The organism is Ottowia cancrivicina (assembly GCF_029813755.1).
Classification (GTDB): Bacteria; Pseudomonadota; Gammaproteobacteria; order Burkholderiales; family Burkholderiaceae_C; genus Ottowia; species Ottowia massiliensis.
The window spans coordinates 1-26,749 of sequence record NZ_JARVII010000031.1 but is presented as its reverse complement, the minus strand read 5'-3'; the positions used below and the strand labels follow the sequence as shown (position 1 = coordinate 26,749).

The window sequence follows — 26,749 nt, the reverse complement described above, 5'->3', positions numbered from 1 at the left end:
GCCCTTCTTCATCGGCTTCGGCCATCAGGGCGCTTTCGCCGTTGATGTAGTAGGTGGTGCGGCTTGTTGCGCCTTGCGTGACAGTCTTGGCAATTTTTCGGCCAAAGGAGTTGTAGCGGTATTGGATAGTGAGGTTTTCTGCGCTGTCCTTGATTGTTGTAGTGCCAGTTTTTTTTCCCAGCCTGCTCCGGCTTCTTTGATGAGGTTGCCTTGCGTCATGGCTGTATTGCTCTTGCCGCCGACTCTGCCACTCTCATTTTCACAATTCAACTTGGACCATTGACCCTGAAATATGCGTCAATTATTTTTAGATCCGGATCGCCCCATCCACAATCATTGATACCATTTTTTATTTCAAGCAAGAAAGATTCAAATTTTATGCGCACCAACTCTGGACGCAGGTTGCGCGTGCTCATTTTTACGACATATTTGGCAACTTTATGCAATTCAATTTCTATGGCCAAGTGCAGATGCCTATAAATAACCTCCAGCTCATGATTTATATATTTATCGGCTATATCATCGGCCATCATGCCCAGCCCTTTAACCGAATAATTACTCATATCTTTACTCACATGGAAAAGTTGGAAATCCAACTGCTGCGGCCACTCTGACAGAGCTTGCGTCATTAAAACAGAAAATTTTAGATCCATATTGTTCATTTCCGTATTCTACCGTTGGGCCAAGTCTCGACCTGCCCGCTGCGCCGTAGCAAATTGCATTTTGCCACCCACCATCGTTTTCCTTGACAAATATGATCAGATGATTTTATTCTTTCGATAAGATATGATTTTTTCCTAAAACTATACCCAAGACCCAAAGTAAAAAAATTACTTTTTCCGCACGAACTGGGAATACGTACCACATAAAAGTGAAGGATCCCGCTATGATGGCAAAATTCAAAATCACATCAAGCACAAGGTCCAATACGCCATCAAATCTTTTTAGCAGAAAAGGGGCGAAGTTAAGTGCAACACCGCAAACAACACCATTTACAATGCAGCCGATGAATAAAAACGTATTCGCCATCATAGAAATTGGCATCCACAATCAGGTTCAGAAACGCTGGAGTTTGGAATGGAACCGAGCAAACTTCCTCCCATATTTCTCATCGCCGTTTGCGATGCAGGGCTTTGAATATTTTCTCCATGAAACGCCTGCCCGGTGGCGATGGTAGGCGTGGCCTGTCCGGCGCAGCGCGCAGAGAGCCGGGCGCGCTTTTCAGGCTTAGGTCCGCCCACGCGTTGTTCAGGCGACACCAGCCCCCAGCGCCATGTGGTGCGGTTGATGACTACCCGGCAGCCACCCGCCATTTTGTCGGCCAAGTTTTGCGTGCTTTCCGTGCAGTCCTGGTTAGACCACACCTGCCGCCTGTTTGGCTGCACTTGCACGGGCAGCGACTGCACAAGGGCCAGAACTGGCGCGCTCAGTTTGGGTCAGGTTCTGGCAGGCGCGGCAATAACCTTGCAGGACATGCGTGGCTTCAGTTTGGCGTCAGTAGCGGAAAGAAACCGCCAGAGGCAGGGTAATGGTTTGCCGTGTCAAAGACAGGAGCAAATTTCAGGGCTTGAAAACGGCTTTTGCGCCCGTTTCACTAGGACCTATTGCTATTGATAGAGGAGCTAGTGTTATCCGCTTTAACGCTCTGCCTCGCAGGCGCTTCGGGGCGATGGCTGGAAGGCGCGATTGACGGTCTGCCGCGCGGGAGCGAAGGCACAGGCAGGTTTGGGACAGACTTTGAATCAGGGCGCGGCTGCCTGGCTCTGCGCTTGCGAGGGCGAGACGGCGATCCATTCCACGTCGGCCAGTGCGAAGGCTTGCGGGAAAAGGTAGCGGCCGCCGAAAACGGGAACGTCCACCGCCTGCCATGCAGGCGCAAAGCCTGGGGCCTGCTGGCGCACGGCTTCGAGCACCAGCGTCGTGCAATACAGCGGGCGATCGCCTTCAGCCGTCAGGCGAAAGGGCTGGCCCGCGCGGGCGGCGGCGTGGCGGGCGGCGGCGGCGCGCTGCGCGGCGGTGAGAAAGCGCGGGCGGGCCACGGCTACGGCAGTGGCACGCCCGGCGGCGGCAAAGTCGGCCAGGGGCGTGATGAGCACCTGGTCGGGGCGGGCCGGGTCGTCATCTGTCGTGGCATGGGCCACCAGCACTTGCGGCGCTGTCTGGATGACGATGCCGATGTGCGAGTAGGCGCCGCCGCTCAGGCGCTGGATCAGGCGGCTGTCAGCCGAAGTGCCGCTGCGAAAAACCCAGTCGCCCGGCTGGAGCGCGCGGGCAGGCGGCAGGGGCACAGGCGGAGCCGCTGGCCGCAGCGGGCTGCTGCCTGTCAGAGCAGACAGGGCGAACAAGGCCAGCGCGCTTAGCGCCAGGGCGGCCAGTCTGGCCCGCGTGATTTGCATGCGCATATTCAGCCAGATTTTCTGATTGATTTTCAGCGCGCCATGCAAAAACGGGAGCCGGATTTTTCCGCTCCCGTTTCTGGCTGCCGCGTTTCATTTCGCTTGCGCTGGCCTGATGAATTTCAGAATCCGGCGCTGGCAAATATTTTCCATTTGCCTTCCACCTGAATGAGGCGCACTTTTTCCATGCCTTCGCCCTGTTTGAAGCGCACTTTCAGGGCCACGCGGGCGCGGTTGGGATCGTCCGCGTCGATTTCGCTGGACTGCACGGTGATTTCTTCCATGCCGCCCTGGCTTTCGGCCTTTTCCCTGGCCTTGGCGATCATCGCTTTCATCTTGCCTTGCGCCATTTCGGTTTTGCCAGGCTTGGAGCTGTCGGGCAGGTGAACCAGGCTCATGGCGCCATCCACATCGCCCTTGTAGCTGCGTTCAATGAAGGCCACGGCCACGCCGTCAGGCGTGTTTTTGGGGCCGGAGCAGGCAGTCAGGAAAATGGCCAGCAAGGCCGTCAGCAGCAGGGCTGCTCTGGTCATGAATTTCACGATTTCTCCCTGTTCAAATAACAAATAAAAAAATGACAAATCACAAAACGGCTTGAATCACGCGCAATAACACGGCGCGCCAGCCGGCGCGCGGCGGATTATGCCCACGGGGCGGGCGCTGATTTTGCGCGCGCCCTGATTCTCGCCTTTGGCCTTTAGGTGCAAACCCGTTCACGGAAAGTGGCTCGCGCCGCCTAGAATCCGGAGCCAATCAATGAGCACAGCGGCGCAGCGATGGCGCTGCCGCTTTCCGCCCCGCCGCTGCCTTCCCACGCATGCCGCCTGCCGCCCGCACTTCAAGCCTTGCCGCCTTGGGCCAGCCCCGGCCCCAGTCTGGCCGCCGCCTGGCCGCAGGCCATGCACACCGTTTTTCAAACTCTTGGAGCTTTTCCCATGTCTGCACTTTTTGATGCGGCCGCCCTGGTCGTGCCTTTTGAAAAACTGCGAATGAGCGATGTCGAGGCCGTCGGCGGCAAGAACGCCAGCCTGGGCGAGATGATTTCGCAATTGCCGCAAGGCGTGCGCGTGCCCACGGGCTTTGCCACCACGGCGCATGCCTTTCGCCAGTTTCTGGCCTACGGCGGGCTGGATGAGCGCATCCGCCAGCGGCTGGCCTCGCTGAACACGGAAGACGTGCGCGCGCTGGCCGATGCGGGTGCCGAAATCCGCCGCTGGGTGCAGGAGCAGCCTTTTCCGGCTGATCTGGAAAAGGCCATCCGCGATGCCTTTGACGCATTGAGCGCGGGCAACGCGCAGGCCTGCTTTGCCGTGCGCTCTTCGGCCACGGCGGAGGATTTGCCCGACGCCTCGTTTGCCGGCCAGCAGGAAACCTTTCTGAACGTGGCGGGCATCGAGCAGGTGCTGAAGAAGATGAAAGAGGTGTTTGCCAGCCTCTACAACGACCGCGCCATCAGCTACCGCGTGCACAAGGGCTTCGCACACGAGCACGTGGCCCTGTCGGCGGGCGTGCAGCGCATGGTGCGCTCCGACCAAGGCGCAGCGGGCGTGATGTTCACCATCGACACCGAAAGCGGCTTTGACCAGGTGGTGTTCATCACCTCCAGCTACGGCCTGGGCGAGACGGTGGTGCAAGGCGCGGTGAACCCCGACGAGTTCTATGTGCACAAGCCCATGCTGCAAGCGGGCAAGCAGGCCCTCATCCGCCGCAACCTGGGCAGCAAGCTCATTCAGATGGTGTTTGCCACGCCGGAAGAAAAAGCCGCCACGGGCCGCCTGGTGCAAACCGTGGACGTGCCCGCCGAGCAGCGCAACCGCTACAGCCTCACCGACGCCGAAGTGGAGCAGCTGGCCCGCTACGCGCTGGTGATCGAGCAGCACTATGGCCGCCCGATGGACATCGAATGGGGCAAAGACGGCACGGACGGCCAGCTCTACATCCTTCAGGCGCGCCCCGAAACCGTGAAAAGCCAGCAGCAGGGCAAAACCGAGCAGCGCTACCGCCTCAAAAACAAGGGCGCCGTGCTGGCCGAAGGCCGCGCCATCGGCCAGAAAATCGGCGCCGGTCCCGTGCGCCTGGTGCGCGACACCAGCGAAATGGAGCGCGTGCAGCCCGGCGACGTGCTGGTGACCGACATGACCGACCCCAACTGGGAGCCGGTGATGAAGCGCGCCAGCGCCATCGTCACCAACCGGGGCGGGCGCACCTGCCACGCGGCCATCATCGCGCGCGAGCTGGGCATCCCTGCCGTTGTCGGCGCGGGCAACGCCACGGAGGCGCTCAAGGATGGCACGCTCGTGACCGTCAGCTGCGCCGAAGGCGACACGGGCCGCATTTACGACGGCCTGCTCGAAACCGAAGTGAGCGAAGTGCAGCGCGGCGCCATGCCCGCCATTGGCGCCAAGATCATGATGAACGTGGGCAACCCGCAGCTGGCCTTTGACTTCGCCCAGCTGCCCAACGACGGCGTGGGCCTGGCGCGGCTGGAATTCATCATCAACAACAACATTGGCGTGCACCCCAAGGCCATCCTGGACTACCCGCAAGTGGATGCCGACCTAAAAAAAGCCGTGGAGAGCGTGGCGCGCGGCCACGCCAGCCCCCGCGCCTTCTACGTGGACAAAGTGGCCGAAGGCGTGGCCACCATCGCCGCCGCCTTCTGGCCCAAGCCCGTCATCGTGCGCCTGTCAGACTTCAAGAGCAACGAATACCGCAAGCTCATCGGCGGCAGCCGCTACGAGCCGGAAGAAGAAAACCCCATGCTCGGCTTTCGCGGCGCGGCCCGCTACATCAGCGAAGACTTCGGCCCCGCCTTCGCCATGGAATGCGAAGCCCTCAAGCGCGTGCGCGACGACATGGGCCTGACCAACGTGCAAGTGATGGCGCCCTTCGTGCGCACCCTGGGCCAGGCCGAGCGCGTCACCGCCTTGCTGGCCGAACACGGGCTCAAACGCGGCGGCAACGGCCTGAAGCTCATCATGATGTGCGAAATCCCCAGCAACGCCGTGCTGGCCGACGAGTTCCTCGAATACTTCGACGGCTTTTCCATCGGCTCCAACGACCTCACCCAGCTCACCCTGGGGCTGGACCGCGACAGCGGCATGGAACTGCTGGCCGCCGACTTCGACGAGCGCGACCCCGCCGTCAAGGCCCTGATCGCCCGCGTCATCAAGGCCTGCCGCGCGCAAGGCAAATACATCGGCATCTGCGGACAAGGCCCCAGCGACCACCCCGACTTCGCCCGCTGGCTGGTTCAGCAAGGCATCGTCTCGCTCTCGCTCAACCCCGACAGCGTGGCCGAAACCTGGATGCAGCTGGCCAACCTGCCCAGCTGAAAACGCCGCCATGCCTGAGCGGTTTCCCGGCTGCATCACCCGGGTGCGCGGCATCAGCGCGGGCCACTTCACCGACACGCGCCGCCCCACCGGGTGCAGTGTGGTCATCGCCCGTCCCGGCGCCGTAGGCGGAGTGGATGTACGCGGCGCCGCGCCCGGCACACGCGAGACCGACCTGCTCGCCCCCGCCAACACCGTCAGCGTGGTGCACGCCGTGCTGCTGTCTGGCGGCAGCGCCTGGGGGCTGGATGCAGCCGGCGGCGTGATGCGCTGGCTGCACGGGCAGGGCCTGGGGCTGGATGCGGGCAGCCCTGAAACGCCCGCCCGCGTGCCCATCGTGCCCGCCGCCGTGCTGTTTGACCTGCACGTCGGCGCAGACCCCGCCCGGCAGCCGCCCGTCTGCCCCGATGCCGCCGCTGGCTACGCCGCCTGCCAGGCCAGCCTGGAGCGCGGGGCGCTGGCCGAAGGCAACGTCGGCGCAGGCGCGGGCGCTACCGTCGGCAAGATGTTCGGCATGGGCTGCGCCATGAAAGGCGGCATTGGCGCCGCCTCTGTCACGCTGGACGGCGTGACCGTGGGCGCGCTCGTTGCCGTCAATGCCCTGGGCGATGTGCGCGACGCCCAGGGCCGCCTGCTGGCCGGCGCCCGCACCGCTGATGGCGCGGCGCTGCGCGACACCGCCCGCGCCCTGCTGGCGGGCGAGCCGCCTGCGGCCCTGCTGGCCGGGCGCAATACCACCATTGGCGTCATCGCCACCGACGCCGCCCTGGACAAAGCCGGCGCCTGCCGCCTGGCCACCGCCGGGCACGACGGGCTGGCCCGCGCCATCAACCCCGTGCATACCTGCGCTGATGGCGACACCCTCTTTGCCCTGGCCACCGGGCAGGCCCCCGCCCCCGGCCCGGGGCTGAATGTGCTGGCCGCACTGGCCGCCGAAGCCGTGGCCCGCGCCTGCGTCAATGCCGTGCGCGCCGCCGCCAGCGTGCAGGCCGGCGCGCTGTGGCTGCCAGCCTGCGCCCAAGAGCTGCCCGTGGCGCCCTGAACGCAGCCCGATGGCGCAGCCGCCGTCTTGCACTTCATGGCGCAAAAACGCGGCAGACCTTCATGGCCTTGCTCATTCCTTCCTGCCCCTTCTTTTTTGCTCCTTTATCCATAGCAATAGGTCCTAGTGGAAATTGCGCAGAATGGCATTTCCACCCCCTTAAATTTGCTTCTGTTTTTGATGCCGCCGGGCGGCTCCGGCAAGCGCGGGCGCGCCAGAACCCGCCCGCAGACAAGCCGCAAGCGGGCGCGCGTGCAGGCGCGCCAGCAGGCTCTCTCAAGGCAGCCGCTCAATGGCCTGCCCGGCCACGGCGGCCAGCGCTTCGGGGGGAACCCGTTCGGGGGCGATTTCGGCCAGCGGCCAGAGCACGAAGGCGCGTTGCAGCATGCGCGGGTGCGGCAGGGTCAGGCGCGGGGTGTCAAGGCGCTGGTTGCCGTAGAGGAGCAAATCCAGATCGAGCGTGCGCGGGGCGTTGCGCCAGGGGCGCTGGCGGCCTTCGGCGGTTTCGATGGCCTGGAGGGCGTCGAGCAATTGCAGCGGGGTCAGGCCGGTGGCCACGCTGGCGGCGGCGTTGATGAAGTCGGGGCCGCTGGCGTCCACGGGGGCGCTGCGGTAGAGGCTGGAGGCGGCAAGCAGCCGCGTTTGCGGCAGGGCGGCCAGGGCGGCGAAGGCGCGGCGCACGGTGGCGGCGGCGTCGCCCAGGTTGCCGCCCAGGGCAATGTAGGCCGTGTGAGCGGCGGCGTCCATGTCCTTGCTCATGTCATTCCGCAGCGGGCGGCTGGCGGGATGGCGCATGGGCCGCTGGCGCACTGGCGGTTTCAGGCGCGCCGCCTGCGGGTTTGCGGCGGCGGCGGCGTTTTTTGGCCGGTGCGCCGCCTTCGGCTGGGGCAGCCTGCGGCGGGGCGGCGTCGCCTGCCGCAGCGGGGCCTGGGCTGGCGGAATCAGCAGGACTGGCCGGGCTGGCCGCTGGCGCGGCGGCTTTGGGCTTGCGCGCCTTGCTGCGCGGGGCGCGCTGCTGCTCGGCGCGGGCCTGGGCGATGAGGTCTTCGCGCACGCTCTGGCCAGACTGGGCGAATTGCGTCCACCAGTCGGCCAGCATTTCGGGCACTTCGCCATTGGCGGCGCGCAGCTGCAAAAAGTCCAGCCCGGCGCGAAAGCGCGGCTGCTCTGCCAGGGTGTGGCAGCTGGCGCCGGTGCGTTTTTCAAAGCGCGGCTGCATCATCCAGATTTCGCGCATGTCGGCGGCCAGCCGGCCCCGGCCGGATACGTCGCCGATGCGGGCGTCAAACACTTCATCAATGGCCGCTTGCAGGGCGGGATGCGTGTGTTCGCCTTGCGCGGTGCGCTGCTGCCAGAGGGCGCGCACGTCTTGCCAGAGCAGGCAGGCGAGCAAGAAGCTGGGGGCGACGGGCTTGCCTTCGGCCACGCGGCGGTCGGTGTCTTGCAGGGCGGCAGCCATGAAAGGCTCTTGCGCGCGCTGCACGGCCAAATCCAGCAGGGGGTAGATGCCCTGGGCCAGGCCGAGTTTTTTGAGCTGCTCCACGCTGGCCTGGCCGTGGCCGGTTTGCAGCAGCTTGAGCATTTCGTCAAACAGGCGGCTTTGGGGCACGTCGGCCAGCAGGCCCTTGAGGGCGGCAAGCGGGCGGCTGGTTTTGGCGTCGAGCTTGAAGCCCAGGTGCGCGAGCTTGGCGGCAAAGCGCGTGGCGCGGATGATGCGCACGGGGTCTTCGCGGTAGCGCGCGGCGGCGTCGCCAATCATGCGCAGCACGCGCTTTTGCGCGTCGGCAAAGCCGTTGTGGTAGTCCACCACGATTTGGCTTTGCGGGTCGTAGTACATGGCGTTGATGCTGAAGTCGCGCCGGGCGGCGTCTTCGTGCTGCGGCCCCCACACGTTGTCGCGCAGCACGCGGCCGGAGGCATCCACGGCGTGTTTCACGCCCGCAAGCTGGCTTTTGGCGGTGCGCTCGTTGCCGCTGACGTGCTCGGCGTCGGCGCTGTCCAGGTGGGCGCGGAAGGTGGAGACTTCGATCACTTCATGCTCGCGCCCGCGCCCGAAGACCACGTGCACGATGCGAAAGCGCCGCCCGATGATGAAGGCACGCCGGAACAGCGCCTTGACCTGCTCGGGCGTGGCGTTGGTGGCCACGTCAAAGTCTTTGGGGCGCAGGCCCAGCAGCAAGTCGCGCACGGCGCCGCCGACGATGTAGGCCTCGTACCCCGCGTTTTTGAGCGTGCTGACCACGCTGATGGCGCGGCCATCGACCAGCGACAGGTCAATGCGGTGCGTGGCCGGGCCGATTTCCACGCGCTTGCCAAAGCGGCTTTTGCGGCGGCCCGTGAGTTTGTCGAGCAGTTCGCGAATCATGGCTGCGCTCCAAACAGCTCCAGCACGGGCCAGCCGCGCTCCAGCGCGATGGGGCGCAGGCGCGCATCGGGGTTGGCGGCCACGGGGCGCTGCACTTTTTCAAGCAGGGGCAAGTCGTTGATGGAGTCGCTGTAGAAGGTGGCGTCCGCATCGGCCCAGCCCAGGCCGCGCGCGGCCAGCCATTGGCCCACGCGGGTGATTTTTCCTTCGCGAAAAGACGGCGTGCCCGCGATTTCGCCCGTGAACCAGCCGCCGGGGCCGCGCTCCAGGTTGATGGCAATCAGCTCGTCCACGCCCAGCGCGTGGGCAATGGGGCGGGTGATGAATTCGTTGGTGGCGGTGACGATGGCCACGGCCTCGCCCGCCCGGCGGTGCTGTTCGATCAGCGCCAGCGCCTGCGGGCGGATGGCCGGGGCGATGACTTCGCGCATGAACTGCGCATGCGCGCGCGCCGCCGCTTCCGGCCCCTGGCGGCGCACGGCGGCGGTGGAAAAGCGCACGTATTCGTGAATATCGAGCGTGCCCGCCTTGTATTGCGCGTAGAAGGCTTCGTTTTTCTGCCGGAAGGCTTCGCCCTCCGTCCAGCCGATGCGGGTGGTGAACTCGCCCCAGGCGTGGTCGGAGTCCAGCGGCAGCAAGGTGTAGTCAAGGTCGAAAAGAGCCAGTTTCATGGGGTTTCAGGGGGAAAAGACGCAACGGGCGGCGGCAAGGGCGGCGGCAGGGCGGCAAAAACGCCCTCAGGCCCCTTCCTCCAGCATGGCCTTGATGAGCGGAATGGTCACGGCCCGCCGCGTTTGCAGGCTGTAGCGGTCCAGGCGTTCGAGCAGGCGCATGAGGCTGCCCATGTCGCGCGAAAAGCGGGTGAGCACGTAATCGGTCACGCCCTCGCCCAGCGCAAGGCCGCGCTGGGCGGCGGCCTGTTGCAGCAGCGCGCGACACTCGCCCTCCGTGGGCGCGTGAAGCTGGAACACGTGCCCCCAGCCCAGGCGCGAGCGCAAGTCTTCGCGCAGCGGCAAATCAGTCGGCGGCAGGCTGCCGGCGGCCAGCACGGCGCGCGGCGGCTGGCCATCGGCGGGCGTCATGGCGTTGATGAACCAGTTGAAGGCGGTGTGCTGTTGGCCGGTGGCGTAAAGCTGCACGTCGTCCATCAGCGCCGCGCGCCAGCTGCCCTCAAACGGCACATCGGCGGGCGAGGCTGCGTCCAGCCAGCCGCAAGGCTCGCCCTGCTGCTGCAAGGCATGCCGCGCAGCGCGCAGCAGGTGCGTTTTGCCGCTGCCCGCCTCGCCCCACAGATACACCGGCACGGGCGAGCGCTGGCGGCCCGCCGCGCACCACTGCGCCAGAAACTGCACGGCCTCCTGATTGAGACGGCCCGCAAAACCCTCCAGCGTGGGCGCGGGAGCCAGTGCGATGTCAAGCGCGATTTGTTTCATGAACGGGAGCCTGCCCGGCGGCGGGCGCAACAGGCAAACGGGGCGAACGGGGCGAGCCAGGCAGGCGGAGGAACTTCAGAAAGAGGAGCAAATTCAAGGGGCCTGAAAAGGCATTTGTCGCACGATCCACGGGGAGGCCGTGCTATCAAGCAAGGAGCAAATATCAAAGGGCATTTCAGGCAGACAGGCCCTGAACCGCCCTGGGGCCGCGCCTAAAATTGACGGCGGATTTTATTGAACAGGGTGCGCTTGCGCGCACAACGCGCGGCAGGCCAGGGCGCAAGCCCGCCAGCGCGCGGCCCCGCCCGCCTTTGAGCTTTTTCTTCCATCTCGCATGAACACCCCTCTTTCCTACAAAGACGCCGGCGTTGATATTGACGCGGGCGACGCCCTGGTCGAGCGCATCAAGCCCCTGGCCCGCAAAACCCTGCGCGAAGGCGTGCTGGCCGGCATTGGCGGCTTTGGCGCGCTCTTTGAAGTGCCCCGCAAATACAAGGAGCCTGTGCTCGTGAGCGGCACCGACGGCGTGGGCACCAAACTCAAGCTCGCCTTTGAATGGAACATGCACGGCGGCGTGGGCATCGACCTGGTCGCCATGAGCGTGAACGACGTGCTCGTGCAAGGCGCCGAGCCGCTCTTTTTTCTGGACTACTTCGCCTGCGGCAAGCTCGACGTGGACACCGCCGCCGCCGTGGTAGGCGGCATCGCCCGGGGCTGCGAAGAAAGCGGCTGCGCCCTCATCGGCGGCGAAACCGCCGAAATGCCCGGCATGTACCCCGCCGGTGAATACGACCTGGCCGGCTTTGCCGTGGGCGCGGCCGAAAAATCGCGCCTGCTCACCGGCCAGAGCGTGCGGACGGGCGACGTAGTGCTGGGCCTGGCCAGCAGCGGCGCGCACAGCAACGGCTACTCGCTCGTGCGCAAGTGCATCGAACGCGCGCAGGCGCAAGGCGCGCTGCCCGAAACGCTGGACGGCCAGCCTTTCCGCCAGGCCATCATGCGCCCCACGCGCCTTTACGTGAAGCCCGTGCTCGCCACTTTGGCCGCGCACCCGCAGGCCATCCGCGCGCTGGCCCACATCACCGGCGGCGGCCTGCTCGAAAACATTCCCCGCGTGCTGCCCGAAGGGCTGGCCGCGCGCCTGCAAAAAGGCAGCTGGCCGCAAAGCGAACTCTTCGCCTGGCTGCAAAAAACCGCCGGCATCGACGACGCAGAAATGAACCGCACCTTCAACAACGGCATCGGCATGGTGGTCATCGCCGCCGCCGAGGCCGCCGAGGCCGTGGCCGCCACCTTGCGCCAGCACGGCGAAACCGTTTACGCCATCGGCCACATCACCGAACGCGCGGGCGCCGCCGTGACGGTGGCCTGAGCCGCTTCACCCGCCCCAGCCGCCCGGCCCAGCGCCCAGGCGGCTTTTTCACGCCGCAAGCCACGGCGGCCCATCCAGGCGGCCAGAACTCACGGGCGGACAGCCAAAAGCCAGCCTTCCCCCTGATCCCCTTTGCGCGAAACCTGCGCGAAACCTGAGCGAAACCTTCATGCACATCCACATCCTTGGCATCTGCGGCACTTTCATGGGCGGGCTGGCGGCGCTGGCGCGCGAGGCTGGGCACACCATCACCGGCTGCGACGCGGGCGTTTACCCGCCCATGAGCGAGCAGCTGCGCGCGCTGGGCATTGATTTGATGGAAGGCTACGGCGCCGATCAGCTGGCGCTCAAGCCCGACATGTTCGTGATTGGCAACGTGGTCAGCCGCGCGCGGCTGGCAAATGGCGCGCCCAAATTCCCGCTGATGGAAGCCATTCTCGACGCGGGCCTGCCCTACGCCAGCGGGCCGCAGTGGCTGGCCGAACACGTGCTGCAAGGCCGCCACGTGCTGGCCGTGGCCGGCACGCATGGCAAAACCAGCACCACATCCATGCTGGCCTGGGCGCTGGAATGCGCGGGCCTGCAGCCGGGCTTTCTGGTGGGCGGCGTGCCGCTGAACTTTGGCATCTCCGCCCGGCTGGGCGGCCTGGCGGCAGGGCGCGAAAGGCCCTTTTTCGTCATCGAAGCCGATGAATACGACACCGCCTTTTTCGACAAGCGCAGCAAATTCGTGCACTACCGCCCGCGCACGGCGGTGCTGAACAACCTCGAGTTCGACCACGCCGACATCTTCGGCAGCCTGGCCGACATCGAGCGCCAGTTTCACCACCTGCTGCGCACCGTGCCCGCCACGGGCCGCGTCATCGTCAATGGGCAAGACGCCAGCCTGGCCCGCGTGCTGGCGCAAGGCGTGTACAGCGAAGTCAGCCGCTTCGGCATGGCAGGCGGCAAAGCGCCCCCTGACTTCGCCGCCAGCGGCGAGCCGGGCGACTTTGAAGTGCTGCACCAGGGCCGCCCCGCCGGCCGCGTGCGCTGGGCGCTGCCCGGCGCGCACAACCAGCTCAACGCGCTGGCCGCCATCGCCGCAGCCTGGCACGCGGGCGTGCCGCCGCAGCAAGCCTGCGAGGCGCTGGCGCGCTTTGAAAACGTGCGCCGCCGCATGGAAGTGCGCGCGCGCATTCCCGTCAGCGGCGGCAGCATCACCCTCTACGACGACTTCGCCCACCACCCCACCGCCATCCGCGCCACCGTAGACGGCCTGCGCCGCCAGCTTGATGCACAAGGGCGCCAGAGCGAGCGCATCCTGGCCCTCTTCGAGCCGCGCAGCAACACCATGAAACTGGGCGCCATGAAAGAGCGCCTGCCCTGGGCGCTGGAAAACGCCGCCCTGGCCTTTTGCCACGCAGGCGGCCTGGAATGGGACGCCGCCGCCGCCCTGGCCCCACTGGGCGCACGCGCCCAAGTGGCCGCCAGCGTGGACGAACTCGTCGCCCAGGCCACGCGCGCCGCCCGCGCAGGCGACCACCTGCTATGCATGAGCAACGGCGGCTTTGGCGGCGTGCATGAAAAGCTGGCCCATGCGCTCCGGAAACCATAGCATGATGTCCTAGTGAAAACTGCGCGAAACGGCTTTTCTCACCCTTTGAATTTGCTCCTTTTTCTGATAGCGAACGGGCTGCCAGGCATTGTGGGCTGGGGGGCGAGCAAGGCGGAGGCAGACGCCGAATGAATAGGCGGCGCTTTCTCACGAGGCGGACGCAAAGGTTGCGGGCGCATGGGCGAAGCGCAGGCTTCGCCTGGCCGCGCATGTCCAGAGCGGATCAAGGCCACCGTTCAGCCAACCGCCGCCTCCGGCTTTCAGCAGCAGGGTGTCCGTTTTCCAGCGGGAAAAGGGCAAGAAGAAGGTGGAATCAGAATGGCGAAGCGCGCGCGAGCCGGTCCGTTGGCTGCGCTGCCTGGCCAGAGATGAGGGCAGGCTCCAGAGGCGAAGCAAGAAAGCGCACGCGACCCGCGCGGCTATGGCAAAGAAGGGAAGGAGCTTGAACTTCGCTTCTTAAACCATAGCGATATGTCCTAGAGCCTGTTGAGAATTACCGAGACTGAATCACAGCTGAGGCCAGATAGATCACTGCCTTGAATCTGGTGCGGTCTTGTCACTGCGCATGGCAAAAGGCCCATATCTTGGTGCCCACGCCCCCGCGCGAGTGGCCTATGGCTTGGTTTTGAACCCCTTTGCGCCTTGGCCGTGACGATGCACTTTCACGATCACGGCATCGGCCATGGCGTATTCCATATCTGGCTGGCCGCTGACAGCATCAAAGCGTTTTTGCCAGATACCGGCCTTGGCCCTGTCGCGAAAGCGCTTGAAGACGGTTGCATTTGCCAAATTCTTCGGGCAAGTCACGCCAGGGGCTGCCTGTGCGCACGATCCACAGCATGGCCAAACGGTTGTCAGCGCCTCTTGGCCCTTCATCGCCAGGCTTGCCCAGGCAGTTCGGGGCCATCAGTTCTCACTGCTTGTCGATTGATGCTCTTCTTTCCGTGGCGGTATCGCAGTACGAGAGGAGAATTCTCAACAGGCCCTGGTGGAAACTGTGCAAGACGGCTTTTAAGCCTCCGAATTCGCTCCTGTTTTTGAGTGTCGCTGCCATCGCTCAGGCCGTTCTGGCAGGCGGATCGCAGCTCCGGAAAGAAAAATGCCCGTTCCTTTTTGCGGAACGGGCGCGGCTGGCTGCTCTTGGGCGTTTTCAGCGCTGGTGCTCGCTCAGCCACTTTTCCAGGTAGTGGATGTTGGTGCCGCCGTGGCGGAATTTGGCGTCCACCATCAGCTCGCGGTGCAGCGCGATGTTGGTGTTGATGCCTTCCACGGCGGTTTCGAGCAGCGCGGTTTGCATGCGGGCGATGGCTTGCTCGCGCGTGTCGCCGTGGACGATGAGCTTGCCGATCATCGAGTCGTAATTGGGCGGCACGAAGTAGTTGGTGTAGATGTGCGAGTCCACCCGCACGCCGGGGCCGCCGGGCGCGTGCCAGGCCGTGATGCGGCCGGGCGAAGGCGTGAATTTGAAGGGGTCTTCGGCATTGATGCGGCATTCGATGGCGTGGCCGCGAATTTCGATTTGCCGCTGGGTAAAGGGCAGTTTTTCGCCGGCGGCCACCATGATTTGCGTGCGCACGATGTCCACGCCGGTGATCATTTCCGTGACGGGGTGCTCCACCTGCACGCGGGTGTTCATTTCAATGAAATAGAACTCGCCGTTTTCATACAGAAATTCAAAAGTGCCCGCGCTCCGGTAGCCGATTTTTTTGCACGCAGCCACGCAGCGTTCGCCAATGCGGTCGGCCAAGCGGCGCGGAATGCCGGGGGCGGGCGCTTCTTCAATCACTTTCTGGTGGCGGCGCTGCATGGAGCAGTCGCGCTCGCCCAGATAGACGGCGTTTTTGTGCTTGTCGGCCAGCACCTGGACTTCGATGTGGCGCGGGTTCTGGAGGAATTTCTCCATATAGACCGCCGGGTTGCCAAAGGCGGCGGCCGCTTCGGCCTTGGTGGTTTGCACTGCGCCGGGCAGCGCCGCTTCGGTGTGCACCACGCGCATGCCGCGCCCGCCGCCGCCGCCTGCGGCCTTGATGATGACGGGGTAGCCGATTTGCCGCGCCATGCGCTTGATGGCGGCGGTGTCGTCAGGCAACTCGCCTTCGCTGCCGGGCACGCAGGGCACGCCCGCCTGCATCATGGCCCGCTTGGCCGCCACCTTGTCGCCCATGATGCGGATGGATTCGGGCGTGGGGCCAATGAACTGGAAGCCGCTTTGCTCCACGCGCTCGGCGAAATCGGCGTTTTCGCTCAAAAAGCCGTAGCCGGGGTGAATGGCTTCGGCATCCGTGACTTCCGCCGCCGAGATGATGGCGGGCACGTTCAGATAGCTTTGGGCCGAGGGCGCGGGGCCGATACACACGGCTTCGTCGGCCAATTTCACGTATTTGGCGTCTTTATCGGCCTCAGAATACACCATGACGGCCTGCACGCCCAGTTCGCGGCAGGCGCGCTGGATGCGCAGGGCGATTTCGCCGCGATTGGCAACCAGTATTTTCTTGAACATGGCGCGCCCGCTTACTCAATGACGAACAGCGGCTGGCCGTATTCAACGGGCTGGCCGTTTTCGCCCAGGATTTGCGTGACGGTGCCGGCCTTTTCGCTCTCGATTTCATTGAGGATTTTCATGGCCTCGATGATGCAAAGCGTGTCACCCGCTTTCACGCTGGAGCCCACTTCCACGAACGGCTTGGCGCCAGGGCTGGCGGCGCGGTAGAAAGTGCCGACCATGGGCGATTTGACGGTAAAGCCCGGCGCGGCAGCAGGCGCGGGCGCGGCGCTTTCGGCGGGAGCTGCTGCCGCAGGCGCGGCCACGGCGGGCGCGGCTGATGCGGCGGCCGCCACGGGCTGCGCTACAGGCTGCATCACCACGGCGGCGGGGCTGCCCTTGACGATGCGCACCTTGCCTTCGGCTTCGGTGATTTCAAGTTCGGAAACGTTGGACTCCGAGATCAAGTCGATCAGGGTCTTGAGCTTGCGCAGATCCATGATTGAAATCTTTCTGATATGAAAAACTGGGCAAATTTACCGCAATTTGCAGCCAACTGCTTCAATTTGCTGGAATTTGAAGCTTACGGAAGGAGTGTGCGGATTCCGTTGCGATTTTGCGGCCATCGCGGCAAAGCGCCGTAAATAAATGAAGTTGCCGCCTTTTGCGATCAATTCATGATGGATGCCGCATCTTCCAGCATGCGGGCGCGCAGCGCCTGCTCGTCGCCACGGGCGGGGCGGCCATCGGCAGCGGGCTTGAGTGCGCCGCGCACGTCGTCATGGTCATGAATCATCAGATGCACGCCCACGTGCTCGCCCAGGCCGGAGCAAAAGACTGAAAAGCTGAGCGCGTCCACCCTTTCGCCGCGAAAACCGCGCACTTGCCGCGCATCGAAAGCCACACCCTGGTTGATGAGGGCGATTTCCGCTGATTTCGGGTCATCGCAAAAAAGCTGCAAATACACATCAGATAGACGCGTGGCCGTGCCATTCCATACCGCGCCCGTCAAGTGCGGGCGGAATTCGGCCAGCCGCTGCATCCACGTCAGCGCCAGCTCGCGCAGCGCCAGCAGCTCGGCAGGCTGGGTGTCGGCGCGAAAAAGCGCCAGATAGGCGCGCACCTGCTCCTGCACGGCGTCATTGTCCGGCAGAGCCGCGCGCGCGGGCGCGCCCAGCTCCTTGACGGCCCGCCGCTTGGCCGCGCCGTAGTCCAGCCCTTCTTCCACCACCAGCCGCGCGGCGGCAGCGGCGATTTCCTGAGAGAGTTCCTGTTGCATGGTGGGCATTTTGCCTCCGCAGAGCCGCGCAGATTGCGGAAAGCGAGCTTTTGAAATGATATTAAGCAAATCATAATTGATATTTATCAACCATTATTTATTTCATAATCTGCCCGCCATGCTCGCGGCCTGCGCATGGGCGCCTGGATTGAACCGGGAAGCTTTCCGGTGCGGCCGCGTAATTTCTCATTTCATTTGCGTTCTCATAATCATTGGAGAAAATCATGAAAAAAGCATTTGCCTGCATTTTGCTGGCGCTGGCGCCGCTGGCTTTCGCGGACATCACGGTGACCGACGTGAAAGGCCGCAGCGTGACGGTGTCCGGCGTGCCCGAACGCGTGGTGCTGGGCTTTTATTACGAAGACTATCTGGCCGTGGCGGGGCCGGGCGCGGCAGACAAGCTGGTGGGCCTGTCGCTTTCCACCTGGCGGGACTGGCGGCCCCGGCAGTTCGCGCTGTATGAAAAGGCGCTGCCCCGGCTGAAAAGCGTGCCGGATGTGGGTTCCACGGATGACGGCTCTTTTTCCATTGAAAAAGTGATTGCCGCGCAGCCCGATTTGCTGATTCTGGCCGCCTGGAATTACGACGCGCTGGGCGAGGGCGTGAAAAAAATCGAGGCGGCGGGCATTCCCGTGCTCACGCTGGACTACAACGCGCAGACGGTTGAAAAGCACGTGGCGTCCACGCTGGCGCTGGGAAAAATCATGGGCCAGCCGCAGCGCGCGCAAAAACTGGCCGACAACTACCGCCTGGCTATGCAGGACGTGGCCGCGCGCGTGGCCAAGGCCGGGCCGTCAGACAAGAAGGTTTACGTGGAACTGGCGCAAAAAGGCCCCGAAACCGTGGGCAACTCCTACGGCGACACGCTCTGGGGCGCGCTGATCGAGATGGCGGGCGCGCGCAACATTGCCAAGGGGCAGGTGCAGAACTGGGGGCCGCTCAGCCGCGAATACGTGATTGACCAGAACCCGGACATCATTTTTTTGGCTGGCTCCGAATGGCTGAACCGGCCCGAGGCCGTGTCCGTCGGCTTTGGCGCCGATGCCCGTACCGTCAATGAACGCATGGGCGCTTACGTCAATGGCCGCGCGGGCTGGCGGCAGCTGAAGGCGGCTGAAGGCGGGCACGTGCACGCCGTCTATCACGGCGGCACGCGCACCTTGTCGGACTATGTGTACGCCCAATACGTGGCCAAGCAGATTCACCCGGAGGCTTTTGCCGATGTGGACCCGGAAAAGAACCTGCGCGATTTCTACGAAGCCTGGCTGCCCATCAAGGCTGAAGGCGTGTTCATGGCCACTTATCAGGCGCAGCCGCAAGGCCGCCCGGCGGGCGCGAAATGAGCACTGAAGCCCGGAACGAGGCCGGCCACGAAACCGGCCACGAAGCCGACCACGCACAGGCCCGCAGCGCCTATGGCCGCCGTCTGGGGCGGCGAGCGGCTTTGCTGGCGCTGGCGGCGCTGCTGCTGGCGGCGCTGCTGCTGCTCGATCTGGCCACCGGCCCTTCGGGCATGGCGCTGACGGACATCTTCCAGGCCCTGCAAACAGGCCCCGGCGGGCTGGAGGCCGTGCGCGAGCGGCTGCCGGGCGTTACGCCCGAAATGCGCAAGCTGCACAGCAACGCCAACATCCTCTGGCATGTGCGCATGCCGCCCGCGCTCATGGGCGCGCTGGTGGGCATGTGCCTGGGGCTGGGCGGTTTGCAGATGCAGACCATTTTGGACAACCCGCTGGCCAGCCCCTTCACGCTGGGTTTTTCGGCAGCGGCGGGCTTTGGCGCGGCGCTGGCCATCATGTTTGGCGGCCTGCTGCCCGTGCCCGGCTACGCGCTCACGCCCGCCGCCGCCTTTGGCATGACGCTGGCCGCCTGCGCGCTCATTTACCTGCTGGCGCTGGCGCGCGGCGCCAATCCGGAAGTGCTCATCCTGGGCGGCATTGCAGTGCTGTTTTTCTTTCAGTCCGTGCAGTCGCTGCTCCAGTACATCGCCAGCCCCGAAATCCTGCAACAAATCGTCTTCTGGCTGTTTGGCGATTTGCAAAAAGCCAGCTGGACCAGCGTGAGCGTGTGCGCGGTTGTGCTGCTGGCCTGCCTGCCCTTTGTCGCGCGCGATGCCTGGGCGCTGACCGCCTTGCGCCTGGGCGACGCCAACGCCATGAGCATTGGCGTGCCGGTGCAGGCCATCCGCCGCCGCGCCTTCGTGCTGGTGGCGCTGCTGACGGCCGTGGCCGTGTGCTTTGTGGGCACCATCGGCTTTGTCGGGCTGATTGCGCCGCACATGGCGCGCGCGCTGGTGGGCGAAGACCATCGCTTTGCGCTGCCGCTGGCCGCGCTGACGGGCGCGCTCATCCTCTCGGGCGCTTCGGTGTTTGCCAAGCTCATATCGCCGGGGGCCGTGGTGCCCGTGGGCATCATCACCGCCGTGGCGGGCGTGCCCATGCTGCTGGGCATCATCGTCTCGCGCAAAGGGGGCATCTGATGGGCCTGCAACTCAGCCATGTCAGCGCCCGGCGCGGCCGGGCCGAAATCCTCAAGGACGTGAGCGCCACGCTGCCCGCCGGGCAAATCGCCGGCCTGATCGGCCCCAACGGCACGGGCAAATCCACGCTCATCAACGCCATTGCCACCACCTTGCCGCACGGCGGCAGCATCCGCTTTCACGGCCAGCCCGTGCGCCTGGGCGAAGTGGGCTTCATGCCCCAGCACTGCCAGGTGCGCGCCGGGCTGTCGGTGCTGGAAACCGTGCTTTTGGGCCGCTACGAGCGGCTGGGCCTGCGCGTGGCGGGCGGCCTGATCGAGCGCGCCCTTCAGGTGCTGGACAGTTTTGGCATTGCCCACCTGCACGAGCGGGCCATGACCGCCCTCTCCGGCGGCCAGCAGCAACTGGTGCTGCTGGCCCAGCGCCTGATCCGCCAGCCTCGCCTGCTTTTGCTGGACGAAGCCACCAGCGCGCTGGACATTCGCCACCAGATGCAGGTGTTTGACCGCCTGCATGAATACGTGCAGGCCAGCGGCGCGCTCGTTGTCATCGCCATTCATGACCTGAACCTGGCCGCCCAGCACGCGCAAACCGTGCTCATGCTGCACGGCGGCCATGTGGCCGGCTGCGGCCCGTTCGATGAAGTGGTGACTTGCGAAAGCCTGCGCCGCGTGTATGGCATCGAGGCCGAATTCGCCCGCGCCCCCAGCGGCCGAACCGCCATCGTGCCCTTGCGCGGCTGCGGCGAGCAGCAAGGCCGCAGGCCGCAAGGGCATGGCTGAATAAGCAGATAGGGCGGAATGAGGGAAGGACGGAAGGGCATGCGCAAGGCTCGTTTTGCTCTTTTATCCATAGCATGATGTCCTAGTGGATACTGCGCAAGGCGGTATTTTTACCCCCTCAAATTCGCTCCTGTTTCTGGTGCTTTCTGGTTGCTGGAGACAAACTGGAGGGTTGGCCCGCAGACTGGCTTGCGCCTGCGGCGAAAGGGGCCGGTTTTCAGCGGCCCGCTGGCCGCCAGCGCCGCCAGGCCAGGCGGGGCAGGCGCAGCGCAAAGCCCAGGAACAGGCGGGTGTGCATCCAGGTGAGCAAGGCGTTGTCGCGCAGGTATTTGAAGTGGGAGACGCCGCCTTCTTCGGGCGTGAAGTAGCGCACGGGAGCGGGCAGGTTGATGGCGGGCACGCCTGCCCAGGCCAGGCGCACGGCGGCTTCGGGGTCGAAGTCGAAGCGGCGCATGAAACGCTGGCCGCGCATGACGCGCGCCAGCGGGGCGATGGGATAGACGCGAAAGCCAAAGAGCGAGTCGCCAATGCCCGCGCCCAGCGTCTCCAGATTGGCCCAGCCGTTGGAGATTTTGCGGCCCAGCACGCGAATGCGCGGCGCTTCTGCGCCGAACTGCGGCACGCCCAGCACCATGGCGTCAGGCCGCGCTTGCGAAGCCTGCATGAAGGCCGGGATGAGATGGGCCGGATGCTGTCCGTCCGAGTCCAGCGTCAGGGCGTGGGTGAAGCCTTCGCGCGCGGCCTGCTCAATGCCGTGCAGCACGGCGGCGCCCTTGCCCTGGTTGGCGGGCAGCGCGAGCACGCGCAGGCCCTCGTCTTGCGCGGCCATGTCTTGCAGCCAGGCCGCGCTGCCGTCGGTGCTGCCGTCAATCACCACCCACACGGGGTTCCAGCGCGCGCGCGCGGCGGCCACGGTGTCGCGCACTTTGGGGCCGGGGTTGTAGCTGGGGATGAGCACGAGATGCGTGCGTGAGGCAGCGGGAGCGGAGGACGCGGGCGCAGCGGCTTCAGGCATGGCGCGTTTCCTTGAGGGCGTGGGCGAGGCGGGCGTGGATGTCGTCGCCAAAGCGGTGCGCGCTGGCGCCATCCACGTGCATTTGGCCCACGTAGCGCACGCGCACGGCAAGCGGCAGGCTGGGAGGGCGGAAAAGGGGCCAGTGCTTGCCCAGGTAAGGCGTGCTCATTTCAATGACGAGCGTCTGCACGGGCACGCCTGCGCGCGCGGCGATCAGGCCCGCCGTGGCGCTGCACGGCCCCACGGGCGGCGCGCTGGTGCGCGTGCTTTCGGGAAAGATGATGAGCCGCGCGCCGTCGCCGCTTTTGATTTCGGCGATGGCGCGGCGGATCATGGGCAGCGGCGCGTCATTGACGATGTAGCGCGCCAGGCGCGAGCCGGCGCCCAGCAGCAGGTTGTGCATGAGCGCCGCTTTCATGATGCACACGGCATTGGGCAGGCGCGAGACGAGCAGCACTGCGTCCAGCAGCGAGGGGTGGTTGGCGACGATGATCATCGGCCCGCTCTGGCGGGCCAGCTCGTCGAGCGCGCGCAAATCGAAGCGGCAGCCGCACAGGCGCTCCAGCAGCCAGACGTAGAACCGGAAGCAGCTGTGAATGGCTTGCCGCCCCAGGCGCTTGCCGCTGGCTTCGGGCATGAGCGGGCCGAGCACGAGGGCAAAGGGCGTCCAGCCCAGGCAGATGAGCGCCAGCAGGCCCAGGCCCAGAATCATGGCGGCGGCTTCGCGGGCGCGGCGCAGAGCGGCGTGCATGGGCAGGCGCTCAGCCTTGCGGGGCTTCATCCACCGTGCGGATGGCTTGCTTGCGCCAGCGCCAGGAGCGCAGCGAGGTGGGCAGCTGCGCCAGCGAGGTCAGGTAATAGATGGCCTTGAACACGCGCAGCGAGCGCCAGATGGGCGTTTGGCCGTAGATGTCGCCCGCCAGCAGGGAGATGATGGCTTCCTTCACGCGAAACGTGTTGCGCGGCCCCATGAACAAGTCGCGCATGGCGGGCGTGGTCATGCGGTAGATGAACCACGAGAACTCGCGCGGGCCGTGGCGCATATCCCGGTCCAGCTGCGCCAGCGCCTGCGCGCGCTGCGCAGGCTGCTTCAGCCAGACGTCAATGGCGCGGGCAGCGGCGAATGCGCTTTGCATGGCCAGCAGCACGCCGGATGAAAACACGGGGTCGATGAAGGCGAACGCATCGCCCAGCAGCACGTAGTTGCGCCCGTGCGTGCGCTCGCTGAGGTAGGAGAAATTGCCCGTGGCTTCCGGCTCGTGGACGATCTGCGCGTCTTGCAGCCTCTCGGCCAGCGGCGGGCACTGGGCGATGCCGTCCAGCAGAAACTGCCGCAGGCTGCGCTCGCCGCGCGTGCGCATGAAATACGGCCAGGTCACCATGCCCACGCTGGTGGCGCCGTCTTGCAAGGGGATGAACCAGAACCAGCCGTGATCGAACCAGTAGATGGTGATGTTGCCCTCCGCCGCGCCGGGGTTGCGGCGCGCATTGGCGAAGTGCGCGAACACGGCCACGCTGTTGTGGCGCGGGTTCTTGTGCTTGATCTTCATGCGGCTGGCCAGGAAGGTGTCGCGCCCCGAGGCATCCACCACGAAGCGCGCCCGGCAGGTAAGTTCGCGCCCGTCGGCATGGCGCGCGCGGGCTTCGGCCCATTCAGGGGTGGCTTCCAGGTCCACGCTTTCCACCTTGCATTGCTGGAACACCTGGGCGCCGCTGCGGGCCGCGTTGTCCAGCAGGATGCGGTCGAACTCCGAACGGCGCACCTGGTAGGCGAACGGCATGGTTTTGTCCCACGCCTGTGCGAATTCAAACGCCTGCTTGCGGTTGCCGTGCGCGGGCGAGACGAATTCGGCCGCATGCTTGGTGATGCCGATGGCGCGTATTTCATCAGCCACGCCCAGCTGCTCGAACAGCGGCAGGTTGGCCGGCAGCAGGGATTCGCCGATGTGAAAGCGCGGGTGGCGGTCCTTGTCCAGCAGCAGCACGCTGTGCCCCTGCCGCGCCAGCAGCGTGGCCGCCGTGCTGCCCGCCGGGCCGCCGCCTATGACCAGAACATCGCATTGCAGGGTTGAGGAAGAGGAGGCGGCTTCAGACGCCGTGCCGCCAGCGGCTGGGTAGGTGTTTTCCATCATGCAAAACCACTGATCAAGAAAATGAAAGGCTCATTGTAGAAGTCCGCCCGCTGGCAACGGCCTCAAAAACAATGACTTTCAATCCGGCCTGCGGGCAGGATGAATCAGACGGCTTCAGTCTCTGGCCTGCGCCAGCTGCTGCCCCAGCTCGATGACGGCCATGGCGTAGTAGGCGCTCCAGTTGTAGCGGGTGATGACATAGAAGTTTTCCGTGCCCGCCACGTAGTCAGGCTCGTTGCCGGGGCGGGCGGGGTCGCCGTTTTGCAGCTCGATCAGGGCCAGCGGCCCGGCGCTTTCCTGCGCCTTTTCGGGCAGGGTCACGCCCAGCGCGGCCATTTCGGCGGGGCTGAAGGTGGGCAGGATGTCGTGCGCCAGCAGCGCGCGCAAATCGGCCTGCGGCTGAAGCTGAACGGCGTAATGCGTGGGCAGGCCGGGGCGCCAGCCGAAGGCGCGAAAGTAATTGGCCACCGAGCCGATGGCGTCGGCCGGGCTGTTCCACAGGTCAATGCGGCCATCGCCGTCAAAGTCCACCGCGTATTGCAGCCAGCTTGAGGGCATGAACTGCGGCAGCCCCATGGCGCCCGCATAGCTGCCTTCAGGTTGCCCAGGCTCCAGCCGGTTGCGCTGGCACAGCACGAGAAAGTGCGCCAGCTCGCGCGCAAAGAAGATTTGCCGCTGGTGCGCGCGCGGGTGCTCCTGCGGAAAGTCAAAAGCCAGCGTCGCCAGCGCGTCCAGCACGCGGTACTTGCCCACGTTGCGGCCATAAATGGTTTCCACGCCCAGAATGCCCATGATGGCCGCCGCCGGCACGCCAAATTGCGCCTCGGCGCGCGCCAGCGCCGCATGGTTGGCCTGCCAAAAGCGCGCGCCCGTTTGCAAATGCGTGGGCGTGAGAAAGCGCTTGCGGTAGGCGCGCCAGTTTCTGGACGCGCTGCTGGCCTGGTTGTAGGCGGCCGGGCGCATGAGGCGCTGCACGCCCGGGTTGAACCACGCGCTGGCAATGGTCTGCCGCGCCCAGGCCGCATCCAGCCCGTGCCGTCGGGCGGCCTCCTCGGCCCAGAGCAGGGCGTTTTCATGGGTGGCGTAGGCATACGGCTCGGCCTGCGGCGCTTCAGGCGTTGGCTGCGCGCGGCCACTGGCGCACCAGGCCAGCGCGCCCAGGGCGAAACGGCGTCGGGTCAGGGAATACATGGAGCGCGAATGTAGCCGCCGCCTCCGCCGCGCAAGGCAGAATGAAGCTTCTTTTGTGCACCCCTGAAGGAGACAACGCCATGCCCCATGCCCCCGAAACAGCCCGCCCGGCCATTGCCGACCCCGCCAGCGTGGACGCCGCCATTGAAAGCCGCTTTTCCGCCCGCGCCTTCTTGCCCCGGCCCGTGCCGCAGGCCATGCTGCAAGACATTCTGCGCGTGGCCAGCCGCGCGCCCTCAGGCACCAACACCCAGCCCTGGAAGGTGTACGTGCTGCAAGGCGCCGCGCGTGACGCGCTGGTGGACAAAGTCTGCGCAGCGCACGACCAGCTGCGAGACAACCCCGAGCTGGAAGCCCGCTACCCGGAGCCGTATGACTACTACCCCGCCAAGTGGGTGGAGCCGTACCTGTCGCGCCGCCGCGCCGTGGGCCTGGACATGTATGGCCTGCTGGGCATCGGCAAGAGCGAAAAAGACAAGATGCACGCCCAGCAGCAGCGCAATTTCCGCTTTTTTGATGCGCCCGTGGGCATGTTCTTCACCATCGACCGCATCATGGGCCGGGGCAGCCTGCTGGATTACGGCTGCTTTTTGCAAAGCGTGATGCTCGCCGCCCGCGCGCGCGGCCTGCACACCTGCCCGCAAGCGGCCTGGAACCGCTTTGACAGCATCATCATGCCCCACATCGGCGCGGGCGAAAACGAAATGATCGTGGGCGCCCTGGCCCTGGGCTGGGCCGATGAGTCCGACCCGGTCAATGCCCTGCACACCGCGTGCGAGCCGGTGCAATCGTTCGTCCGCTTCCTGAGCTGAACGCACCCGCCCTGGCCCGGGCCGCTGATGCCACCCGGGCCGCTTTTCTTGTGCCTTTTCCATCTCAAAAGCCATGCCACTTTCCAGCGACTGCGCCCTGCTCGTCATCGACGCCCAAAACGGCTTCATGCCCGGCGGCGGCCTGCCCGTGGCGCAGGGCGACGCCATCGTGCCCGTCATCAACCGCATGGCGCCCCTGTTTGAAAACGCCGTGCTCACGCAAGACTGGCACCCCGCCAGCCACGTTTCATTCGCCGCCAACCATCCGGGCCGCCAGCCTTTTGACGTGATCGAGCTGCCCTACGGCCCCCAGGTGCTCTGGCCCACGCACTGCGTGCAGGGCACGCCTGACGCGGCGCTGCACCCGCAGCTGCACGTGCCGCAGGCGCAGCTCATCCTGCGCAAAGGCTGCCGCCCGCAAGTGGACAGCTACTCCGCCTTTACCGAAGCCGACCGCGCCGCCACCACCGGCCTGGCCGCCTGGCTGCATGCGCGCGGCATCCGCCACCTTTACCTGTGCGGCCTGGCCACCGACTACTGCGTGGCCTGGAGCGCGCTGGACGCCCGCGCCGCCGGCTTTGCCGTCACCGTGGTGGAAGACGCCTGCCGCGCCATCGACCTGAACGGCTCGCTAGCCCGCGCCTGGGCCGACATGAACGCCGCCGGCGTGCAGCGCGCCAGCTCGCAAAGCCTGCTGGCCGGTTGAGGTTTGTCCCTCTAAATTTGCTCCTCTAACCATAGCATGAGGTCCTAGTGGAAACTGCGCAGGCAGGCATTTTGCCCCCTTCATATTTGCTCCTGTCCATGTAGCGCCCCAGCCGCCTTGCGCCACAGCTCACCATGCGAATCCTCGGCATCGACCCTGGCCTGCGCACCACCGGCTTCGGCGTGCTGGATGCAGCCGGCGGCCAGCTCGCCTACGTGGCCAGCGGCGTCATCCAGACCGCAGACGCGCCCCAGGGCAGCCTGCCCGCGCGGCTCAAGCTCCTGTATGACGGCATAGGCGAAATCTGCCGCCGCTACGCCCCAGACGTGGC

The 26,749-nt window shown here is 65.4% G+C and carries 27 protein-coding genes and 1 pseudogene; 11 read left to right on the top strand and 17 right to left on the bottom strand.

The window, feature by feature from the left end; genetic code table 11:
• A partial coding sequence (locus QB898_RS11570; protein ID WP_279525076.1) for a hypothetical protein occupies window positions 1-283 on the top strand: 283 nt, incomplete at its 5' end.
• Here QB898_RS11570 and QB898_RS11565 read toward each other — a convergent pair.
• From QB898_RS11565 to QB898_RS11545, 5 genes are all read right to left on the bottom strand, one after another.
• The gene (locus QB898_RS11565) at window positions 267-662 is read right to left on the bottom strand and encodes a hypothetical protein (protein WP_279525075.1); all 396 of its coding nucleotides are present in this window, start codon (window positions 660-662) and stop codon (window positions 267-269) included. The two genes, QB898_RS11570 and QB898_RS11565, sit on opposite strands and share 17 nt — an antisense overlap.
• Before the next feature lie 106 nt (window positions 663-768).
• A complete protein-coding gene (locus tag QB898_RS11560; protein WP_279525074.1) occupies window positions 769-1,029 on the bottom strand; it encodes a hypothetical protein in 261 nt (86 codons plus the stop codon).
• Window positions 1,029-1,325 carry a hypothetical protein gene (locus QB898_RS11555; protein ID WP_279525073.1) on the bottom strand — a complete coding sequence of 99 codons (297 nt, stop codon included), beginning with the start codon at window positions 1,323-1,325 and terminating at the stop codon, window positions 1,029-1,031. Before QB898_RS11555 ends, QB898_RS11560 begins: the two co-directional genes overlap by 1 nt.
• Before the next feature lie 417 nt (window positions 1,326-1,742).
• Window positions 1,743-2,396: a YiiX/YebB-like N1pC/P60 family cysteine hydrolase gene (locus QB898_RS11550; protein ID WP_279525072.1), complete on the bottom strand. Its 654-nt coding sequence runs from the start codon at window positions 2,394-2,396 to the stop codon at window positions 1,743-1,745.
• Between the two features lie 122 nt (window positions 2,397-2,518).
• Window positions 2,519-2,929, bottom strand: a complete 411-nt coding sequence (locus QB898_RS11545; RefSeq protein WP_279525078.1) for a DUF4878 domain-containing protein — start codon at window positions 2,927-2,929, stop codon at window positions 2,519-2,521.
• A 402-nt stretch (window positions 2,930-3,331) separates the two neighbouring features.
• Here QB898_RS11545 and ppsA point away from each other — a divergent pair, with 402 nt between their 5' ends.
• Both ppsA and QB898_RS11535 read left to right on the top strand, forming a co-directional pair.
• Window positions 3,332-5,731 carry a phosphoenolpyruvate synthase gene (gene ppsA / locus QB898_RS11540; RefSeq protein WP_279525071.1) on the top strand — a complete coding sequence of 800 codons (2,400 nt, stop codon included), beginning with the start codon at window positions 3,332-3,334 and terminating at the stop codon, window positions 5,729-5,731.
• Between the two features lie 10 nt (window positions 5,732-5,741).
• Window positions 5,742-6,773: a P1 family peptidase gene (locus QB898_RS11535; RefSeq protein ID WP_050716237.1), complete on the top strand. Its 1,032-nt coding sequence runs from the start codon at window positions 5,742-5,744 to the stop codon at window positions 6,771-6,773.
• A gap of 276 nt (window positions 6,774-7,049) precedes the next feature.
• On the opposite strand, the gene folK is transcribed toward QB898_RS11535, so the two are convergent.
• The 4 genes from folK to hda all read right to left on the bottom strand — a co-directional run bounded on the left by folK (window position 7,050) and on the right by hda (window position 10,571).
• A complete protein-coding gene (gene folK / locus QB898_RS11530; protein ID WP_279525070.1) occupies window positions 7,050-7,532 on the bottom strand; it encodes a 2-amino-4-hydroxy-6-hydroxymethyldihydropteridine diphosphokinase in 483 nt (160 codons plus the stop codon).
• A 1-nt stretch (window position 7,533) separates the two neighbouring features.
• Entirely contained in the window at window positions 7,534-9,138 is a 1,605-nt protein-coding gene (gene pcnB, locus QB898_RS11525; protein ID WP_279525069.1) for a polynucleotide adenylyltransferase PcnB, read from the bottom strand.
• Window positions 9,135-9,809 carry a histidinol-phosphatase gene (locus QB898_RS11520; protein WP_050716239.1) on the bottom strand — a complete coding sequence of 225 codons (675 nt, stop codon included), beginning with the start codon at window positions 9,807-9,809 and terminating at the stop codon, window positions 9,135-9,137. Before QB898_RS11520 ends, pcnB begins: the two co-directional genes overlap by 4 nt.
• 66 nt (window positions 9,810-9,875) lie before the next feature.
• Window positions 9,876-10,571, bottom strand: coding sequence for a DnaA regulatory inactivator Hda (gene hda, locus QB898_RS11515; protein ID WP_279525068.1), 696 nt, complete (start codon window positions 10,569-10,571; stop codon window positions 9,876-9,878).
• A 334-nt stretch (window positions 10,572-10,905) separates the two neighbouring features.
• On the opposite strand from hda, the gene purM reads away from it, so the two are divergent.
• Both purM and mpl read left to right on the top strand, forming a co-directional pair.
• Window positions 10,906-11,943 (top strand): phosphoribosylformylglycinamidine cyclo-ligase, encoded by a 1,038-nt coding sequence (gene purM, locus QB898_RS11510; protein ID WP_279525067.1) that lies wholly within the window; start codon window positions 10,906-10,908, stop codon window positions 11,941-11,943.
• Between the two features lie 169 nt (window positions 11,944-12,112).
• Entirely contained in the window at window positions 12,113-13,540 is a 1,428-nt protein-coding gene (mpl, locus tag QB898_RS11505) for a UDP-N-acetylmuramate:L-alanyl-gamma-D-glutamyl-meso-diaminopimelate ligase (RefSeq protein WP_279525066.1), read from the top strand.
• A 574-nt stretch (window positions 13,541-14,114) separates the two neighbouring features.
• Here mpl and QB898_RS11500 read toward each other — a convergent pair.
• The 4 genes and pseudogenes from QB898_RS11500 to QB898_RS11485 form a co-directional block, all read right to left on the bottom strand.
• Window positions 14,115-14,447 (bottom strand): annotated as a pseudogene (locus QB898_RS11500) (transposase); the annotation flags it as partial.
• Between the two features lie 243 nt (window positions 14,448-14,690).
• Window positions 14,691-16,040: an acetyl-CoA carboxylase biotin carboxylase subunit gene (accC, locus tag QB898_RS11495; protein WP_279525065.1), complete on the bottom strand. Its 1,350-nt coding sequence runs from the start codon at window positions 16,038-16,040 to the stop codon at window positions 14,691-14,693.
• A gap of 11 nt (window positions 16,041-16,051) precedes the next feature.
• Window positions 16,052-16,522 (bottom strand): acetyl-CoA carboxylase biotin carboxyl carrier protein, encoded by a 471-nt coding sequence (accB, locus tag QB898_RS11490; RefSeq protein ID WP_050716244.1) that lies wholly within the window; start codon window positions 16,520-16,522, stop codon window positions 16,052-16,054.
• A gap of 170 nt (window positions 16,523-16,692) precedes the next feature.
• The gene (locus QB898_RS11485) at window positions 16,693-17,301 is read right to left on the bottom strand and encodes a hypothetical protein (protein WP_279525077.1); all 609 of its coding nucleotides are present in this window, start codon (window positions 17,299-17,301) and stop codon (window positions 16,693-16,695) included.
• 224 nt (window positions 17,302-17,525) lie between these two features.
• Here QB898_RS11485 and QB898_RS11480 point away from each other — a divergent pair, with 224 nt between their 5' ends.
• From QB898_RS11480 to QB898_RS11470, 3 genes are read left to right on the top strand one after another with little or no spacing between them, the layout of a single operon-like run.
• Window positions 17,526-18,644 (top strand): ABC transporter substrate-binding protein, encoded by a 1,119-nt coding sequence (locus QB898_RS11480; RefSeq protein ID WP_279525064.1) that lies wholly within the window; start codon window positions 17,526-17,528, stop codon window positions 18,642-18,644.
• Window positions 18,641-19,780, top strand: coding sequence for a FecCD family ABC transporter permease (locus QB898_RS11475; RefSeq protein ID WP_279525063.1), 1,140 nt, complete (start codon window positions 18,641-18,643; stop codon window positions 19,778-19,780). Before QB898_RS11480 ends, QB898_RS11475 begins: the two co-directional genes overlap by 4 nt.
• The gene (locus tag QB898_RS11470; RefSeq protein WP_279525062.1) at window positions 19,780-20,562 is read left to right on the top strand and encodes an ABC transporter ATP-binding protein; all 783 of its coding nucleotides are present in this window, start codon (window positions 19,780-19,782) and stop codon (window positions 20,560-20,562) included. The genes QB898_RS11475 and QB898_RS11470 overlap by 1 nt, the downstream gene beginning before the upstream one ends.
• 217 nt (window positions 20,563-20,779) lie before the next feature.
• Here QB898_RS11470 and QB898_RS11465 read toward each other — a convergent pair whose 3' ends face one another.
• From QB898_RS11465 to mltB, 4 genes are all read right to left on the bottom strand, one after another.
• Entirely contained in the window at window positions 20,780-21,577 is a 798-nt protein-coding gene (locus QB898_RS11465; protein WP_279525061.1) for a glycosyltransferase family 2 protein, read from the bottom strand.
• Window positions 21,570-22,328, bottom strand: coding sequence for a lysophospholipid acyltransferase family protein (locus QB898_RS11460; protein WP_279525060.1), 759 nt, complete (start codon window positions 22,326-22,328; stop codon window positions 21,570-21,572). The genes QB898_RS11465 and QB898_RS11460 overlap by 8 nt, the downstream gene beginning before the upstream one ends.
• A 10-nt stretch (window positions 22,329-22,338) precedes the next feature.
• Window positions 22,339-23,706 (bottom strand): NAD(P)/FAD-dependent oxidoreductase, encoded by a 1,368-nt coding sequence (locus tag QB898_RS11455; protein WP_279525059.1) that lies wholly within the window; start codon window positions 23,704-23,706, stop codon window positions 22,339-22,341.
• A 117-nt stretch (window positions 23,707-23,823) separates the two neighbouring features.
• Complete coding sequence (gene mltB / locus QB898_RS11450) at window positions 23,824-24,900, bottom strand: lytic murein transglycosylase B (RefSeq protein WP_279525058.1); 1,077 nt, start codon at window positions 24,898-24,900, stop codon at window positions 23,824-23,826.
• Window positions 24,901-24,980: 80 nt separating this feature from the next.
• Between mltB and QB898_RS11445 the strand changes: the two genes are divergently transcribed.
• From QB898_RS11445 to QB898_RS11435, 3 genes are all read left to right on the top strand, one after another.
• The gene (locus QB898_RS11445; RefSeq protein ID WP_279525057.1) at window positions 24,981-25,712 is read left to right on the top strand and encodes a nitroreductase; all 732 of its coding nucleotides are present in this window, start codon (window positions 24,981-24,983) and stop codon (window positions 25,710-25,712) included.
• A gap of 73 nt (window positions 25,713-25,785) precedes the next feature.
• A complete protein-coding gene (gene pncA, locus QB898_RS11440; protein WP_050716249.1) occupies window positions 25,786-26,418 on the top strand; it encodes a bifunctional nicotinamidase/pyrazinamidase in 633 nt (210 codons plus the stop codon).
• A gap of 134 nt (window positions 26,419-26,552) precedes the next feature.
• Window positions 26,553-26,749, top strand: a 197-nt coding sequence (locus QB898_RS11435; RefSeq protein WP_279525035.1) for a crossover junction endodeoxyribonuclease RuvC, incomplete at its 3' end; no start/stop codon positions are given.